Raw genomic sequence first — 15,606 nt, 5'->3', positions numbered from 1 at the left:
TTCCCGTTCTTGCCACACGGACGGCCCACGAATGTCGATCGTCCGGCCCAACGGATTCCGGCTCGTGGGAGGATGGGGGCACAGTTGGAGAACCGGACGCACTCCTGCGGAGCGCTGCCCGACCCGAGGCACTCGCAGGAGCAAGCGTTGAAGACGATCAGCTGGTCCGAGAACGGATCGACGCACTCCGCCCGCTGGCATTCCGAGAACTCGGCGCCCGCGCCCTCGACCGTCGTCGTCATCGACGACCGCACCACCGCCAAGGCCGCCCACCGCACCGCCGAGTCCGGCGCGGCGATGCTGTGCCGCGGCGACTTCCACGCCGTCCGGCGCCTGGTGCAGGACCTGGACCGCCGCCTGCGCCGCCTCCGGCCCGAACCCGAGGGCGGCGACGCCGCGGAGCTGTTCCACGCGCAGCGCACCGCCCGAGCCGAGCGGGCCGAACTGCTCGGCAAGGTGCTCGTGCTGCTCGACGCCGAGCACCGGCCGCAGCTGCGCGGCGCGCCCGACGTGCGCGAGGCGTGCGCGCACGCCTACGGCGAGCCGACGGGGGAGCCGGTGTGCGTGTCGGTGCCCGAACTGCTCGGCGTGATCAGCGCGCACCAGTGGCACCTGACCGGTGTCGACGTGCCCGCGCTCGGCGCGAAGATCCGTCCCGACTACGGCGTGTTCTCCCCGGTCCGGGGCGAGTACGTCGACCTCGTCGCCGCCGCGCCGCTGCCCTCGCCCGAGCCGGCGGTGTTCGACCTCGGCACCGGAACCGGCGTGCTGGCAGCGGTTCTCGCGCGGCGCGGCGCTCGCGTGGTGGCGACCGACATCAACCCGCGCGCCGTGGCCTGCGCCCGCGCGAACGTCGACGACCTGGGACTCGCCGAGCGGGTGCGGGTAGAACTCGCCGACCTGTGGCCGAGCGGGCGCGCCGACGTCGTCGTGTGCAACCCGCCGTGGATCCCCGCGCGGCCGACCTCGGCGCTGGAACTCGGCGTGTACGACGATGATTCGGACGTCCTGCGCCGATTCCTGGCCGGTCTGGCCGATCATCTCGAACCGGGCGGTGAAGGCTGGTTGGTGCTCTCCGACCTCGCCGAACGCCTGGGCCTGCGCACCCGCGCCGAGCTCCTGCGGCGGATCGCCGAGGCGGGTCTGTCCGTGGTCGAGCGCCACGACACCGCGCCGCGCCACCCGCGCGCCGCGGACCCCACCGACCCGCTGCACGCGGCTCGTCGGGACGAGGTCACCTCGCTGTGGCGGCTCAGCGCGCGCACCTGAACCGCCCGTGAAAGGGCGGTGCAAGCGGAAGATCCTAGCGTCGGAGATCGAGTTGGGAGACCGCTATGAACTCCATCGATCTGTCGGACCTCGACTTCTGGGCACGGCCCCGCTCCGAGTGGGACCGGGCGTTCGCCGCGATGCGCGCGGCCGATGAGCCCGTGCACTGCCCGCTCGCCGACGGCACCGGCTTCTACGCCCTCACCCGCTACGACCAGGTCGCCGAGGTCAGCCGCAACCCGCAGGTGTTCAGCTCGGAGCCCGTCGCCGTGGGGCTCGACGACCCGCCGCCGGAGGTCGACGAGCTGATGGGCTCGATGCTCAGCTTGGACGACCCGCTGCACGCGCGGCTGCGCCGCATCGTGGCCCGCGCCTTCACCCCGCGCATGATCGACAAGGCTTCCGACGACGTCGCCCTGCTGGCCACCGAGATCGTCGACGCGCTCGTCGAGCGCGGACCGTGCGACTTCGTCACCGAGGTCGCCACGCCCATGCCGCTGGAGATCGTGTGCCGGATGATGGGCGTTCCGGACTCCGCGCGCCCCGAGGTCGTCGCGGCCACCAACGACCTCATCGCCGCCGTCGGCGACCCCAACCACGAGGACCCGCGGGGCCGCTCCCGCACCGAGGTGCTGCTCGACAGCGCGCGGTACATGCACGAGCTGATGGGCGAGCTCGCCGTGGCCCGCAGGGCCGAGCCGGCCGACGACGTGGTGACCGCGATGGTCCACGGCGACGTCGACGGCGAAGCGCTCAGCGACCTCGAACTGGGCAAGCTCTTCGTGCTGCTGGTCGTGGCGGGCAACGAGACCACCCGCAACGCCCTCTCGCACGCGCTCGCCCTGTTCACCGAGCACCCCGATCAGCGCGACCTGGTGCTGGCCGATCTCGACGGGCGGCTGCCGACCGCGGTCGAGGAGGTCCTGCGCTACGCGACCCCGGTGAACTGGATGCGGCGGACCGTCAAGCACGACGTCGACCTGCTGGGCCAGCGCTACCGGACCGGTGACCGGCTGATCATGTACTACGTGTCGGCCAACCGGGACGAGACGGTGTTCGTCGACCCCTACCGGTTCAACGTGCTGCGCAACCCCAACCCGCACCTGGGCTTCGGTTCGCGCGGGCCGCACTTCTGCCTCGGTGCGCACCTGGCGCGGCGCGAGATCCGGCTGATGCTGCGGGAGCTGTTCACCCGCGTCCCCGACATCCACGCCACGGCCGAACCGGTCCGGCAGCGCACCAGCTTCGTCCACGGCGTCACCGAGCTGCCCTGCGCCTTCTAACGGCCTCCGGCGCGCAGGGCCTTCTAACCGCCTCCGGCGCGCAGGGCCTTCTAAACGGCCTCCGGCGCGCGGCGCCTTCTAACCGCCTCCGGCGCGCAGGGCTTCCTAACGGCCTCCGGCGCGCAGGGCGGTGCGGATCATCGGCCACTGGAGGGGGAGCCGGGCCAGCGTCCCGGCGAAGAAGGCGGCGGACTTCGCACCGGGCTTGCGGCGGGCGCGCTTGCCCGCGTCGACGCTCATCTTGACGTTGCCGGGCAGGACGCCTACCAGCAGCGCAGCGCTGGCGAGCCCGGCGGCGCCGCGGGTGCGCGGGTGCAGCAGCCCGGCGGCGCAGGCGATCTCGGCGACCCCGGAGACCTCCACGGTCGTGCGCGCGGGCAGCGCCGAGGGGATCAGCGGCTCGAAGATCTGGGGTCTGACCAGGTGCAACACCCCCGAGGTGGCGAACAGCCCGGCGAGCCCGGTGATCGGCAGGTCCAGCGGCGGCGTCGAACGAGTGGTCATGCGTTCGAACGTAGTTGACTCGCGCAACCGAGGCGAAACGAGATGGGTCACACCCGGCGGCCGTCAAGCCCTTCTGTGACGGGGCCTGAATGGTCGCTCTCACCGGGGTGGGTGACACGTCCGGTTGGTCGGGACTTTGTCCCCTGTGGGGCCCGCGCGGGGACGTGGAGTGTCGGTGGCGGTCGAGGGGCGCGTCGCGCCCGGCTGCAGGCCGCCCTGAGGTAGGGCGGAAGGAGAAGGGGGAGGGTGATCAGATGACTGTGGCGCAGCAGGTCGAGGACGTCCGGGCTCGGGAGCTGGGCTGGTCGCCGGTCGAGATCGAGGAGCTCTGCGAATCGGTCGGGCACGCCCCGTCGGTGCACAACAGCCGACCCTGGACGCTGACCCTGCACCACCGCACGGCGGTGCTGCGCGAGAACCCGGCGCCGGTGATGGACCACGATCCGCAGGGCCGCGACCAGCGGATCTCGTGCGGTGCGGCGCTGATGAACCTGGTCCTGGCGGTGCGCGACCTGGGCTGGACCGCGCAGGTCGAGTTCGGGGCGACCAGCGGCCTGGTGTCCGCCGCCGTCACCGCCGGGGAGCCGTCGGGGCCGAGTCCGCGCGAGGCGGGCTGGGCCGAGGCGATCCCGAAGCGCCACAGCCACCGCGCCCCGTTCTCCCGCAGGCCGGTGCCCGAGCTGTTCCGCGAGAAGATCCTCGACGCCGCCGCCGATCCGCGCGGCGGCGGGCGCTGGGTCGGATCGTCCGCCGAGGCCGCCGAGGTCGCCCGGATCCTGAGCCGTTCGGCGAACGCCTTCCACGCCGACGCCGGCTACACCCGGGAGCTGACCGGGTGGGCGACGCCGGAGGGCCGCCGGTTGCAGCACGAGTCCGGCGACCTGCGCGGCCTGGCCGCGGTCGGGCTGACCGCGCGGACCACGCACCTGCCCGACGAGCACGTCCTCGCGCGGCTCCTCCGCGAGGAATCGGTGCTGCTGATCGGCACGCGCGGCGATCGCCCTGTCGATCACGTGCGCGCCGGTCAGGCCGTCGAGCGCGCGTGGCTGGAGGCCACCAGCGCGGGCCTGTCGGTGTCGATGATGACCCAGCCGCTGCACATGCGGGAGGTGCGCACGGGGCTGGCCGAGCGCCTCGGAACGTCCCTCATCCCGCAGGCGCTCATGCGGTTCGGCTACCCGGCGGAGAGCTGAACTCCTGGAGCACGACAGTTTTTCCTCGAATCACCCATGATCGAAGTCCGTTTTGTTCGGTTGATTAGAGGAAAAACTGTCCCCTGGTGAGGTTCCCCTTCACAGCGACCCCGGCTCACCTTCGCGACGGTGAGCCGGGGTCGCGCACGTCGCGCGGGAAAAACGGCAACGGCCCTCGCCGCGTTAACGCCGTGTGGACTCCGGTGAACGGCGATCGGTCGCGATGAGCTGACGGGCTCGTCGCGCGGCCTCGGCACTCGCCCGGGCGCACGCGCACTGCGAGCGGATCACTCGCGTGGTACACGAACTATGTCTGGTTGTGGCCTGCGCGAACACGTGAATCCTCTTCCACGCTTGGGAAAAACCGGAACTGGCGAGTAATCGTCACCGGGTTCCTCCGGGTGGGAGTGGTCGGCCACCGTATGGATCCAGACGTCCCACGGGATGGACCGGTTCGTCCCCGAGCTGAGGACCGAGGTGCCTGTGAGCGCGAACGGAACGGATGCCGATCGTTCCGGCGGGAACGCCGAAATCCCCGCCGGTCCGCAGCGTCGCGCGACTTGGGTCCCCGAACCCGCTCAACTGTCCGATGTGGAGCTCCTGCTGGACGGCGCTTTCGCCCCGCTGCCCGGGTTCCTGCCCGCCGACGAGGTCGAGTCGGTGCGCACCCGGCAGCGCCTGACCACCGACGTCGCCTGGCCGGAACCGATCACCCTCGCGGTTCCCGACGAGATCGCCGCGGCCGACGAGGTCGAGCTGCGCGACGTCGAGGGCGCGCCCGTGGCGGTCGTCCGCAACGAGCGCCCCTGGGCCGACGAGTCCGGCTCGCACGTCGCGGGCCCGGTGCTGGCGGCCGAGGAGCCCTCCGGCGTGCTGCGTCGGCTGCGCCCTCCCGCTGACCAGGTCCGCTCGGGCCTTCCGGCCGGTCCGGTGCTCGGCGTGCTGCCGTCGGCGCCGCTGCACCACCGCGAGCTCGCCCAGGTCCGTGAGTCGGCCGCCGAGCTCGGCGCGCACGTCCTGCTGCTGCCGCGGATGACCGGCCCGCGCCCGGAGGTGCTCGTCCAAGCGGTGCTGGCGGCTCGTCCGGAACTGCCCGAGGGCACCACGATCGTGCCGGTCCCGCTGGTCCACCGCGCCGATCCGAAGCGCGACGCGCTGCTGACCGCGCACGTCGCGGCCGCCTACGGCGCCACCCACCTGCTGTCCGAGGCGGCCCTCGACCACGCCCCGATCCCGGTCGTGGAACCACCGGAGGTGGTCCGCGACCGGTCCGACCGCTGGCTCCCGGCCGCTCGCGTCGCCCCGGCCGACACCCGCCCCGGCCTCAGCGACGAGCGGCTGCGCGCGCTGCTGGACGGCGGGGAGGAACTCCCCGACTGGTTCACCACCCCCGCGATCGCCGAGCAGCAGCGCCGGCTGCACCCGCCGCTGGCCGCGCGCGGCTTCACCGTGCTGTTCACCGGCTTGTCCGGCGCGGGCAAGTCGACGCTGGCCCGCGCGCTGCGCGACGAGCTCAGCCGCCACGACCACCGCGCGGTGACGCTGCTCGACGGCGACGTGGTCCGCCGGACGCTGTGCGAGGGACTCGGCTTCTCCGCCGAGGACCGCAGCCGCAACGTCCGCCGCATCGGGTACGTCGCCGCCGAGATCACCCGGCACGGCGGTGCGGCGATCTGCGCGCCCATCGCGCCGTACCACGCCGACCGGGACGCGGTCCGCCGGATGGTGTGCGAATCCGGCGGTTTCGTGCTGGTCCACGTGGCCACGCCGCTCCGCGAGTGCGAGCGCCGCGACCGCAAGGGCCTCTACCGGAAGGCCCGCAGCGGCTCGATCCCGGAGTTCACCGGGGTCTCCGCGCCCTACGAGGAACCCGACGACGCGGACCTCGTCCTGGACACCTCCGCGCTGTCGCAGGACGAGGCGGTGGAGCGCGTCGTGGCGTTGCTGCGCGCGCGGGGCTGGGTGCGGCCGTGGACCTCGGCGTAGCGGCGACCGGCCTGCTCACCGGCCTGATGGTGGGCGTGACGGGCATGGGCGGCGGTGCGCTGACGATGCCGCTGCTCACGCTGGTCTTCGGCGTGCCGCCGCTGGCCGCGGTGTCCTCGGACCTGGTGGCGGCGGCGGTGGTGAAACCCCTGGGCGCGCTGGTGCACCTGCGGCGCCGCACCGTGCAGCCGAAGCTGGTGGGCTGGTTGTGCCTGGGCTCGCTGCCCTGCGCGGCGGCCGGATCGCTGCTGGCGGGAACGCTGGGCCGGGGCGCCGAGTCGCTGCTCAAGGAGATCGTCGGCGCGGCGGTGCTGCTGGCCGCGCTCACCCTGTTCGCGCGGATGGTCCTGTCCCGCCGGGAGTCCACATCGGACGGAACTCGGGTGCGGCCGGTGCCGACGGTGCTGCTCGGCGCCGTCGCCGGGCTGGTCGTGGGTACCACTTCGGTGGGTTCCGGATCGATCATCATCGTGGTACTGCTGCTGCTCAACCGGGGGCTGAGCTCGGCGCGGCTGGTCGGCACCGACCTCGTCCAGGCCGTCCCGCTCGTGCTGGTCTCGGCGCTCGGCCACCTCGCCGCCGGTGACGTCCACATCGGACTAGTCGCGTCGTTGCTGGCCGGGTCGATCCCCGGTGTGCTGGCGGGATCGCTGTTCTCGGCGCGCGTGCCGGACCGGCCGGTGCGGGTGCTGCTCGGCGGGATGCTGGTGACCACCGGGCTGATGATGCTCGGAGCGGACGTCCTGACCGGGGTCTCGGCCGGGTCGCTGGTCGTTCTGCTCGGGGCGGCGATCCCGCCGTTGCGCAACGCGATGTCGCGGCGGGCCGCCGCCGCGCAGGAACACAGGGAGGTAGTGGGGTGAGCGTGGACGACCACGAGCTGGCCGCCGGGCTGGCGCAGCGGGCGGGGGAGCGCCTTCTCGAGCTGCGGGAGGAGTCCACTTCGGACCCCAAGGCGCTCGGTGACGCCGGAGACGCCGCGGCGCACCGGCTGCTCGTCGAGGCGCTCGCGCAGGAACGGCCGGACGACCCGGTGCTCTCCGAGCACGGCGTGTCCGGTCCGGAACGCGTTGCCGGGCAGCGGGTCTGGATCGTCGACCCGCTCGACGGCACCCGCGAGTTCACCGAGCCGGGCCGCAGCGACTGGGCGGTGCACGTGGCGCTTGCCGAACGGCACGAGGTCATCGCCTCCGCCGTCGCCCTGCCCGCCCAGGGCGTCGTGCTCGGTACCGGCGAGCCGCCCAAGCAGCCCACGCACGGCATCGCGCGTCCGCGCATCGCGGTCAGCCGCAGCCGCCCCCCGGAGTTCGTCACCGAGATCGCCGAGCGGATCGGCGCCGAGCTGGTGCCGATGGGCTCGGCCGGCGCCAAGATCACCGCCGTGGTGCTCGGCGAGGTCGACGCCTACCTGCACGGCGGCGGGCAGTACGAGTGGGACAGCGCCGCCCCCGTCGGCATCGCCCGCGCCGCCGGACTCCACACCAGCCGCCTCGACGGTTCCGAGCTCGTCTACGACCGCCCCGACCCGTGGCTTCCCGACCTTCTGGTCTGCCGCCGCGAGCTGGCCGTGGACCTGCTCGCCGCCCTGTCCGATCGACCCGAGGGGAGTCGCTGATGCCGGCCGGACTGTCTCGTCTGGACGTACTGGAATCCGAGGCGGTGCACCTGATCCGCGAGGTCGTCGCCGAACGCGACCGGCCCGCGCTGCTGTTCTCCGGCGGCAAGGACTCCGCAGTGCTGCTCAAGCTCGCCGAGAAGGCCTTCGCCCCCGCCCCGATCCCGTTCCCGGTGCTGCACGTCGACACCGGACACAACTTCGAGGAGGTCCTCGACTTCCGCGACCGCCGAGCCGCCGAGCTCGGCGTCCGGCTCGTGGTGGCCTCGGTGCAGGAGTCCATCGACGCCGGCCGCACCGTCGAACCCGAGGGCCTGACCAGCCGGAACCGGCTGCAGACGGCCTCGCTGCTGGAAGCCATCGCCGAGCACCGCTTCGACGCGCTCTTCGGCGGAGCCCGCCGCGACGAGGAACGCGCCCGCGCCAAGGAGCGCATGCTGTCGTTCCGCGACGGCTTCGGCCAGTGGGACCCGCGCAACCAGCGCCCCGAGCTGTGGAACCTCTACAACGGGCTGATCCACCCCGGCGAGAACGTGCGCGCCTTCCCGCTGTCGAACTGGACCGAGCGCGACGTGTGGACCTACATCGACCGCGAGGACGTAGAACTGCCGTCGCTCTACTTCGCCCACAACCGCAAGGTCTTCGAGCGCGACGGGATGCTGCTCGCCGACAACCCTTTCCTGCCGCGCGATCCCGACGAGCAGCTGGTCGAGCGGTCCGTGCGGTTCCGCACCGTCGGCGACATGACCTGCACCGGCGCGGTCCCCTCGGAGGCCGCGACGGTGTCCGAGGTGATCGCCGAGATCGCCGCCACCAGGATCTCCGAGCGCGGCCAGACCCGCGCCGACGACCGCACCAGCGCGGCGGCGATGGAGGACCGCAAGCGGGAGGGATACTTCTGATGACCACCACCGAACCGGTCTTCGCCCCGGCCGACAGCCTGCTGCGGTTCGCCACCGCGGGCGCGGTCGACGACGGCAAGTCCACGCTGATCGGACGCCTGCTGCACGACTCCAAGTCGCTGCTGGCCGATCAGCTCGAACAGCTGGAGGTGGCCAGCGAGGAGCGCGGCGACGAGCAGCTGGACCTGGCGATGCTCACCGACGGGCTGCGCGCCGAGCGCGAGCAGGGCATCACCATCGACGTCGCGCACCGCTACTTCGAGACCGCGCGGCGCGCGTTCATCATCGCCGACACCCCGGGCCACGCCCAGTACACCCGCAACATGGTCACCGGCGCCTCCACCGCGGACCTCGCGATCGTGCTGGTCGACGCTCGCAACGGCCTGACCGAGCAGTCCCGCAGGCACGCCGTGCTGGCCGGGCTGCTCCGGGTGCCGCAGCTGGTGCTGGCGGTGAACAAGATGGACCTCGTCGACTACGACGAGGAGGTCTTCCGCGCCATCACCGGCGAGTTCGCCGCGTTCACCGAGCGGCTCGACCTGCGGGAGGTCACCGCCATCCCGATCTCGGCGCTGCGCGGCGACAACGTCGTGGACCGCTCGACCGAGATGCCCTGGTACGACGGGCCGTCGCTGCTGGAGCACCTGGAGCAGGTGGAGGTCGCCGAGGAGACCGGTCGGTTCCGGATGCCGGTGCAGTACGCGATCCGCGCGCAGGAGCAGGACTACCGGGGTTACGCGGGCCAGATCGCCGGGGGCGCCGTCGCGCCCGGCGAGGAGGTGCTGCACCTGCCGTCCGGGATGCGCAGCCGCGTCGTCGCGGTCGACAGCGCCGACGCCGAGCTGGAGCTCGGGCGGGCGCCGCAGTCGGTGGCGCTGCGGCTGGCCGAGGACATCGACGTGGGGCGCGGCGACATGCTCTGCGCACCGGACGGGCCGCCGGTCGCCGCCGAGGAGCTGACGGCCTCGGTGTGCTGGATGTCGCCGAAGTCCCCGCTCACCCCGGGAACCCGGTTGCTGCTCAAGCACACCACCCGCGTGGTCAAGGCGATCGTCACCGAGGTCCGCGAACGCCTCGACGTCACCACGCTGGAACGCGGACCGGCGGAATCCTTGCAGCTCAACGACATCGGCGAGGTCCGGCTGCGGCTGGCGCAGCCGGTGTTCTGCGATCCCTACCGGCACAACCGGCTCACCGGGGGCGCGGTCCTCATCGACGCCTCCAGCCACGCGACCGCGGGCGCCGTCCTGATCACCGAGACGCGCTGAAGAAGACCGACGAAGGAGCGAGGGAAATGGTCAAGATCATCGGGGCCGGGTTCGGCCGCACCGGTACCGCGTCGATGAAGTCGGCGCTGGAGCACCTCGGCTTCGCGCCGTGCTACCACATGTTCGAGGTCATCGCGCAGCCCGAGCGCGCCAAGGACTGGGACCGGGCGCTGGACGGGGAGGTCGAGGACTGGGAGACGGTGCTCGGCGGGTTCGAGTCCACCGTGGACTGGCCGGGCTGCACGTTCTGGCGCGAGCTCATGGACTTCTACCCGGACGCGAAGGTGCTGCTCACCGTCCGCGACCCGGAGCGCTGGTACGACAGCGTGTTCAACACGATCTACCAGTTCGTGCAGGAGCCGCCGGCCGACGACGACTTCAGCCTCAAGATGCGGCCGACCATAGAGCGGATGATCTGGAACGGCACCTTCGACGGGCGTTTCGACGATCGCGAGCACGCCATCAAGGTCTTCGAGGCCCACAACGCCGCCGTGCAGGAGGCCGTCCCGGCCGACCGGCTGCTGACCTACCAGGTCGGCGAGGGCTGGGGCCGGCTGTGCGAGTTCCTGGAGGTGCCGGTGCCGGACGAGCCGTTCCCGCACGTCAACGACTCCGGTTCGATCCGCGACCTGGTCGAGAAGACCCAGCGCGAGGGCAAGTTCACCTCGCCGTACGAGTCCTGATATCCGCCGCACAGCTTCGAGGAGACCCATGTCCACCACCGAGTTAGGCCGCAGATCCGTGCTGCGGATGCTGGCCGCAGCGCCCCTGGTTCCCGCGGCGTTATCGGGCGCGGCCCAGGCCGCGCCCCGGCCGTCCGTCGGCGCGTTGGGCGCGGACCTGGTCACGCGGCCGGATCTGCACCCGCCGCTGATGGAGATCATCACCCCGGCCGCGGGCACCGAGCCGGGGCAGGTGCTGCTCACGCCCACCGGAGCCAGCACGATGGACGTGAACGCGCCCGCGCCGCGCGCCCCGATCCAGCCGGGTGCGATGCTCATGGACGACACCGGCCAGCCGGTCTGGTTCGGGCCGTCGTCGGAGGGCGTGAACTTCGACCTGAAGGTGCAGCAGTACCAGGGAAAACCGGTGCTGACGTTCTGGGAGGGCAAGGTCGTCGTCCCGCCGGGCTTCGGTCACGGCAAGTTCGTGATCATGGACGAGGCCTACGCGCGAATCGCCGAGGTCGTCCCGGCCAACGACCTGACCGGTGACCTGCACGAGTTCGTCATCACCCCGCAGGGCACGGCGCTGATCCTGGCCTACCGCGAGGTCCGGCTGGACACCACGCCGGTGGGCGGGCAGCCGAACTCGAAGGTCCTCGAAGGCGTGGTGCAGGAGATCGACATCGCCTCCGGTGAGCTGATCTTCGAGTGGAACAGCCTGGAGCACGTCGGCCTGGACGAGTCGTTCTACCCGGTGCCGAAGGACCCGGAGGCCTTCCACGACTACATCCACCTCAACGCCATCTGCGAGGACGGCGACGCGCTGCTGATCTCGGCGCGCTGCACCCACGCCATCTACCGCATCGACCGCGCCTCGGGCGAGGTGAAGTGGCGCCTGTGCGGTCGCAAGAGCGACTTCGCGATGAGCGAGGACGCCGGTTTCGCCTGGCAGCACGACGTTCGCCGGCACTCCGACGGCACGATCAGCCTCTTCGACAACGCCGACGCCGCCGGCCGCGCCAAGTCGCGCGGCATGACGCTCAACGTCGACGAGGCGGCCAGGACGGCGACGCTGCTGCGCAGCGCGGAGAGCCCGGAGGGCCTGCTCGCCCCGAACCAGGGCAACGCGCAGCTGCTGGCCAACGGCCACATGTTCGTCGGCTGGGGCGGCCAGCCGTACTTCACCGAGTTCGGCCCGAACAACGAGGTCCTCTTCCACGGCCGATTCACCGAAACGATGGCCTCCTACCGCGCCCACAGGGCCCAGTGGGTCGGGAAACCCGCGGACTCCCCAGCGGTCGTGGGCAAACCCGGCGACGGCATCACCAGCGTCTACACCAGCTGGAACGGAGCCACGGAGGTCACGACGTGGCGCGCCCTGGCGGGCCCGGACGACCAGAACCTCACCGCAGTCGCGGACGCGGAGAAGACGGGCTTCGAAACCAAGATCGACATCCAGGGCGCCCACCCCGTGGTCGCGGTAGAAGCCCTCGACGCCTCAGGCAACGTCCTCGGCAGATCCCCAGCGGTCGCGGTCGCCTGACGCCGGTTCTGGTCCGAACTGTCCCATGACCATCGACGTGGTCCCAGGACGGTTCGGACCAAACCCGTCCCCACTCCCGTCTCCCGCAACAGCGAAGTTCTCATGAAAACTTCCCTCCCCACGAAACGGGAGTCGGCTGCATTCGAAGCCCGGTTCCAGACCTGGCCGTTGATCTCGGAACTCCGCGCGTGGTCGCGCTCTTTGCAGATCAGTGCCGTGATCCGGTCGACTTCGGGTCCGTCGTCCTGAGTGCTGGTCACTCCTTTCAGAGGTGTTCCGGTTTTCGAGGAGGGGGAAGTTTTCATGAGAACTGCGCACCAGGAGTGTGGTGAATGAGGTGTGTGGTCGGGGTCTCGCGTGGGCGTTCGGGAGGTGTTTCCCGAGTTAGCATCTTCGCGAGGCTAAGGAGTGTTGTGCTGTGGGTGTGCTGGCGGAGGACGAGAGGGAGGTCCGTCGCCGGTGTCGTCGGGCGCTCGGGGTGACCACGCTCGGGTTGATGTTGGTGCTGGTCAACGCCACCTCGCTGAACCTGGCGCTGCCCGCGTTGTCCGCTTCGTTCCGGGTCCCCGCTGCTACCGCTGACTGGTTCCTCGTGGCGTTCATGCTCAGCAACACCGCGTCCATCCTGGTGTTCAGCCGCATCTCGGACATGCTCGGGCGGCGGACGATCTACCTCGCGGGGCTGGCCTGCTTCACCGTGATCAGCCTGCTGTGCGCGTTCGCGCCGAACGCGTCGACGCTGATCGTGCTGCGCGTGCTGCAGGGGATCGCGGCCGCCACGACCGTCACGAACACGACCGCGATCCTCACCGACGTGTTCCCGCCGAACCGCCTGGTGCACGGGTTGAGCCTGAACATCACGGCCGCCTCCATCGCGCAGATGATCGGGCCCGCGCTGGGCGGGCTGCTGGTGACCTTCGCCGACTGGCACGCGTTGTTCCTGGTCAACGTGCCGATCGGGATCCTCGCCGTGGTGCTGGGGTCGCGGTTGCTGCCGAAGATCCCGCGCGCTCGCGGACCCCGGCAGCGCTTCGACATCACCGGAGCGCTGCTGTCGAGCACGGGACTGGCGGTGCTGCTGTTCGGCATCAACCGCATCGGACCGTGGGGAGCGGCCGATCCGCGCGTGCCGTCGGCGATCGTGCTCGGCGTCGCGCTGCTGGTGGCGTTCGTCCTGGTGGAACGCCGGATCTCGGCGCCGCTGCTGGATCTGCGACTGCTGCAGCGGCCCGGCCGCGGGCAGGCGTACGCGGCGGCGTTCTTCAACTCCTTCTGCCGGGCCGGAGTCGTGGTGCTGGTCGGGCTGCACCAGCAGATGGTGGAGCACCGGACCGCGCTGGAAGCCGGGTTCGTCGTGATGCCGCTGGCGCTGGTGATGATGCTGTGCGCGCCGCTCAGCGCCCGGCTGTCGGTGCGCTGGTCGGCGCGGACCCTGTCCAGCCTCGGTGCGCTGCTGGTGGTCGTCGGCATCGTCGGGCTGGCCGGGCAGCTCGCGGTTCCCGGGGCTCCGCTGCTGCTCATGGCGCTGTGCCTGGGACTGATCGGGGCGGGGACGGGCCTGTTCACCGCGCCCAACACCGGGTCGATCATGGCCGGGGTGGGCAGCGATCAGCGGGCCGTCGCCAACGGCATCCGGTCGATGCTGTTCAACAGCGCCCAAGCCGCCGGAACCGCGGTGGCGCTGCTGATCCTCACCAGTTGGCTCGGCTCGTCCGGTGTTGCGTCCTACGCCGCCAACGCCGACGATCCCGCCGTGCGGCTCGGCTTCGCGGTCGCCGCGATCACGATGGGCATCGCCGCGTTCGCCGGGCTCGTGATGTCGCTGGCGCGCGGAGGTCCGTGGCGGGCCCGCTGAGAGAACGGAGGGCGCATCCTGTTCACCATCACCGTTCGCGACCACGTCATGGTCGCCCACAGCTTCCGGGGCGAGACCTTCGGTCCCGCGCAGCGCCTGCACGGCGCGACGTTCGTGGTGGACGCGACGTTCCAGCGCGAGCAGCTCGACGCCGACAACGTCGTCGTCGACATCGGCCGCGCGACCGAGCAGCTCGGCGAGGTGCTGGCCGAGCTCAACTACCGCAACCTCGACGAGCTCGACGAGTTCGCCGGGGTCAACACCTCGACGGAGTTCCTCGCCCAGGTCGTCGCCGATCGGCTCGCCGAGCGGATCCGCTCCGGCGCGCTCGGCGAATCCGCGCGCGGGTTGAGCGGGTTGAAGGTCGTGCTGCACGAGTCCCACGTGGCGTGGGCCGGGTACGAACGAGCCCTCTGAGAGTGACGCTGTGAGAGTCCACTTCGTCGTCCCCGACGACGAGCTTCCCAGCGGCGGCAACGTCTACGACCGGCGCGTCGCAGCCGGGCTGGCGGAGCGCGGCTTCGACGTGCGCCGCGGTGCCGTCGCGGGGGCTTGGCCGGAGCCGGATCGCGCGGCGCTGGATCGGCTCGCCGACCTGCTCGACGGGATCGCCGACGGTGAGGCGGTGCTGCTCGACGGGCTCGTGGCCTGCGGAGTTCCCGACATCATCGCCGCCCACTCGCGCCGGTTGCGCGTCGCGATCCTGGTCCACCTGCCGCTGGCCGACGAGACCGGGCTGAGCGCCCAGGTCGCCGCGCGACTCGACGCGGCCGAGAAGCGGGTGCTGAGCGCGGCTGACCTCGTGATCACCACCAGCCCGCGGACGGCCAGGCGGATTCCCGGCGCCCGGATCGCGGTGCCCGGGACCGACCCGGCTCCCGTCGCGCCCGGGACCGACGGGGTGTCGCGGCTGCTGTGCGTCGCCGCGCTGATGCCGCGCAAGGGCCAGGACCTGCTGCTGCGGGCGCTGGAAGAACTGCCTCTGAGCTGCGACTTCGTCGGTCCGGAACGGGATCCCGAGTACGCGCGGGCGCTGCGGGAAGCGGGCGGTCGGATCCTCGGCCCGCTCACCGGCGTCGATCTCGCCGAGGCCTACGCGAGCGCGGACCTGCTGGTGCAGCCGTCCCTGGCCGAGACCTACGGCATGGCCGTCACCGAAGGCCTGGCCCGGGGCGTCCCGGTCATCGCCGGCGCCGTTCCCGACGCCCTCGGCGACGGCGGCCTGCTCCTGCCTCCGGGCGACCTCGACGCGCTGACCACGGCGCTGCGCCGCTGGGCCACCGACGCGGAGTTCCGGGACCGACTGCGCGCCGCCGCGCTGCGCCGCCGCGCGCAGCTGCCGAGCTGGGACGCGACCGCGCGGCAGCTGGCCGACGCGCTGACTAGCCTGGAGGCATGACCGCCGCCGGTTTCGACCCGGAGTGGTTGGCGCTCCGCGAACCCGCCGACGCCGCCGCCCGCGCGGCGGATCTCCTCGACCCCCTGCGCGTGGTGTTGTCGCGTCGCCAGGGGACGGTTCTTCC

At 71.8% G+C, this 15,606-nt stretch carries 14 protein-coding genes; 13 read left to right on the top strand and 1 reads right to left on the bottom strand.

The window, feature by feature from the left end; all coding sequences use genetic code 11:
• Positions 1–147 precede the first annotated feature (147 nt).
• Positions 148–1,269: a methyltransferase gene (locus QFW96_RS00285; protein ID WP_281453413.1), complete on the top strand. Its 1,122-nt coding sequence runs from the start codon at positions 148–150 to the stop codon at positions 1,267–1,269.
• 65 nt (positions 1,270–1,334) lie between these two features.
• The gene (locus tag QFW96_RS00280; protein WP_281453412.1) at positions 1,335–2,552 is read left to right on the top strand and encodes a cytochrome P450; all 1,218 of its coding nucleotides are present in this window, start codon (positions 1,335–1,337) and stop codon (positions 2,550–2,552) included.
• Positions 2,553–2,657: 105 nt separating this feature from the next.
• Here the strand turns inward: QFW96_RS00280 and QFW96_RS00275 are convergent, their stop codons facing one another.
• A complete protein-coding gene (locus tag QFW96_RS00275; RefSeq protein ID WP_281453411.1) occupies positions 2,658–3,056 on the bottom strand; it encodes a DoxX family protein in 399 nt (132 codons plus the stop codon).
• A gap of 254 nt (positions 3,057–3,310) precedes the next feature.
• Between QFW96_RS00275 and QFW96_RS00270 the strand changes: the two genes are divergently transcribed.
• The 11 genes from QFW96_RS00270 to QFW96_RS00220 all read left to right on the top strand — a co-directional run bounded on the left by QFW96_RS00270 (position 3,311) and on the right by QFW96_RS00220 (position 15,482).
• Positions 3,311–4,249 carry a nitroreductase family protein gene (locus QFW96_RS00270; protein ID WP_281453410.1) on the top strand — a complete coding sequence of 313 codons (939 nt, stop codon included), beginning with the start codon at positions 3,311–3,313 and terminating at the stop codon, positions 4,247–4,249.
• A 444-nt stretch (positions 4,250–4,693) separates the two neighbouring features.
• A complete protein-coding gene (cysC, locus tag QFW96_RS00265; RefSeq protein ID WP_425524699.1) occupies positions 4,694–6,235 on the top strand; it encodes an adenylyl-sulfate kinase in 1,542 nt (513 codons plus the stop codon).
• Positions 6,220–7,098 carry a sulfite exporter TauE/SafE family protein gene (locus QFW96_RS00260; RefSeq protein ID WP_281453409.1) on the top strand — a complete coding sequence of 293 codons (879 nt, stop codon included), beginning with the start codon at positions 6,220–6,222 and terminating at the stop codon, positions 7,096–7,098. Before cysC ends, QFW96_RS00260 begins: the two co-directional genes overlap by 16 nt.
• Positions 7,095–7,850 carry a 3'(2'),5'-bisphosphate nucleotidase CysQ gene (locus QFW96_RS00255; RefSeq protein ID WP_281453408.1) on the top strand — a complete coding sequence of 252 codons (756 nt, stop codon included), beginning with the start codon at positions 7,095–7,097 and terminating at the stop codon, positions 7,848–7,850. The genes QFW96_RS00260 and QFW96_RS00255 overlap by 4 nt, the downstream gene beginning before the upstream one ends.
• Positions 7,850–8,752, top strand: coding sequence for a sulfate adenylyltransferase subunit CysD (gene cysD / locus QFW96_RS00250; protein WP_281453407.1), 903 nt, complete (start codon positions 7,850–7,852; stop codon positions 8,750–8,752). Before QFW96_RS00255 ends, cysD begins: the two co-directional genes overlap by 1 nt.
• Positions 8,752–10,020, top strand: coding sequence for a sulfate adenylyltransferase subunit 1 (locus tag QFW96_RS00245; RefSeq protein ID WP_281453406.1), 1,269 nt, complete (start codon positions 8,752–8,754; stop codon positions 10,018–10,020). Before cysD ends, QFW96_RS00245 begins: the two co-directional genes overlap by 1 nt.
• Before the next feature lie 26 nt (positions 10,021–10,046).
• Positions 10,047–10,703 (top strand): sulfotransferase family protein, encoded by a 657-nt coding sequence (locus tag QFW96_RS00240; RefSeq protein ID WP_281453405.1) that lies wholly within the window; start codon positions 10,047–10,049, stop codon positions 10,701–10,703.
• A gap of 28 nt (positions 10,704–10,731) precedes the next feature.
• Entirely contained in the window at positions 10,732–12,228 is a 1,497-nt protein-coding gene (locus QFW96_RS00235; RefSeq protein ID WP_281453404.1) for an arylsulfotransferase family protein, read from the top strand.
• Positions 12,229–12,724: 496 nt separating this feature from the next.
• Complete coding sequence (locus tag QFW96_RS00230; RefSeq protein ID WP_281453403.1) at positions 12,725–14,083, top strand: MFS transporter; 1,359 nt, start codon at positions 12,725–12,727, stop codon at positions 14,081–14,083.
• 18 nt (positions 14,084–14,101) lie between these two features.
• On the top strand, positions 14,102–14,500 hold the full coding sequence (locus tag QFW96_RS00225; protein WP_281453999.1) for a 6-pyruvoyl trahydropterin synthase family protein: 399 nt from the start codon (positions 14,102–14,104) through the stop codon (positions 14,498–14,500).
• 10 nt (positions 14,501–14,510) lie between these two features.
• Entirely contained in the window at positions 14,511–15,482 is a 972-nt protein-coding gene (locus QFW96_RS00220) for a glycosyltransferase family 4 protein (RefSeq protein WP_281453402.1), read from the top strand.
• The last annotated feature ends 124 nt before the right edge of the window (positions 15,483–15,606 follow it).

The sequence above is a fragment of the Saccharopolyspora ipomoeae genome (genome assembly GCF_029952525.1).
Classification (GTDB): Bacteria; Actinomycetota; Actinomycetes; order Mycobacteriales; family Pseudonocardiaceae; genus Saccharopolyspora; species Saccharopolyspora ipomoeae.
The sequence above is the reverse complement of the archived record's forward strand: the minus strand, read 5'-3'. Positions and strand labels throughout refer to the sequence as shown.

What these genes read in the sequence shown, in the direction of transcription:
- QFW96_RS00245 (WP_281453406.1), top strand. Translation starts at nt 8,752, where the DNA reads ATGACCACCACCGAACCGGTCTTCGCCCCGGCCGACAGCCTGCTGCGG.
- cysD (WP_281453407.1), top strand. Translation starts at nt 7,850, where the DNA reads ATGCCGGCCGGACTGTCTCGTCTGGACGTACTGGAATCCGAGGCGGTG.
- QFW96_RS00230 (WP_281453403.1), top strand. Translation starts at nt 12,725, where the DNA reads ATGTTGGTGCTGGTCAACGCCACCTCGCTGAACCTGGCGCTGCCCGCG.
- QFW96_RS00235 (WP_281453404.1), top strand. Translation starts at nt 10,732, where the DNA reads ATGTCCACCACCGAGTTAGGCCGCAGATCCGTGCTGCGGATGCTGGCC.
- QFW96_RS00240 (WP_281453405.1), top strand. Translation starts at nt 10,047, where the DNA reads ATGGTCAAGATCATCGGGGCCGGGTTCGGCCGCACCGGTACCGCGTCG.
- QFW96_RS00270 (WP_281453410.1), top strand. Translation starts at nt 3,311, where the DNA reads ATGACTGTGGCGCAGCAGGTCGAGGACGTCCGGGCTCGGGAGCTGGGC.
- QFW96_RS00275 (WP_281453411.1), bottom strand. Translation starts at nt 3,056, where the DNA reads ATGACCACTCGTTCGACGCCGCCGCTGGACCTGCCGATCACCGGGCTC.
- cysC (WP_425524699.1), top strand. Translation starts at nt 4,694, where the DNA reads ATGGACCGGTTCGTCCCCGAGCTGAGGACCGAGGTGCCTGTGAGCGCG.
- QFW96_RS00280 (WP_281453412.1), top strand. Translation starts at nt 1,335, where the DNA reads ATGAACTCCATCGATCTGTCGGACCTCGACTTCTGGGCACGGCCCCGC.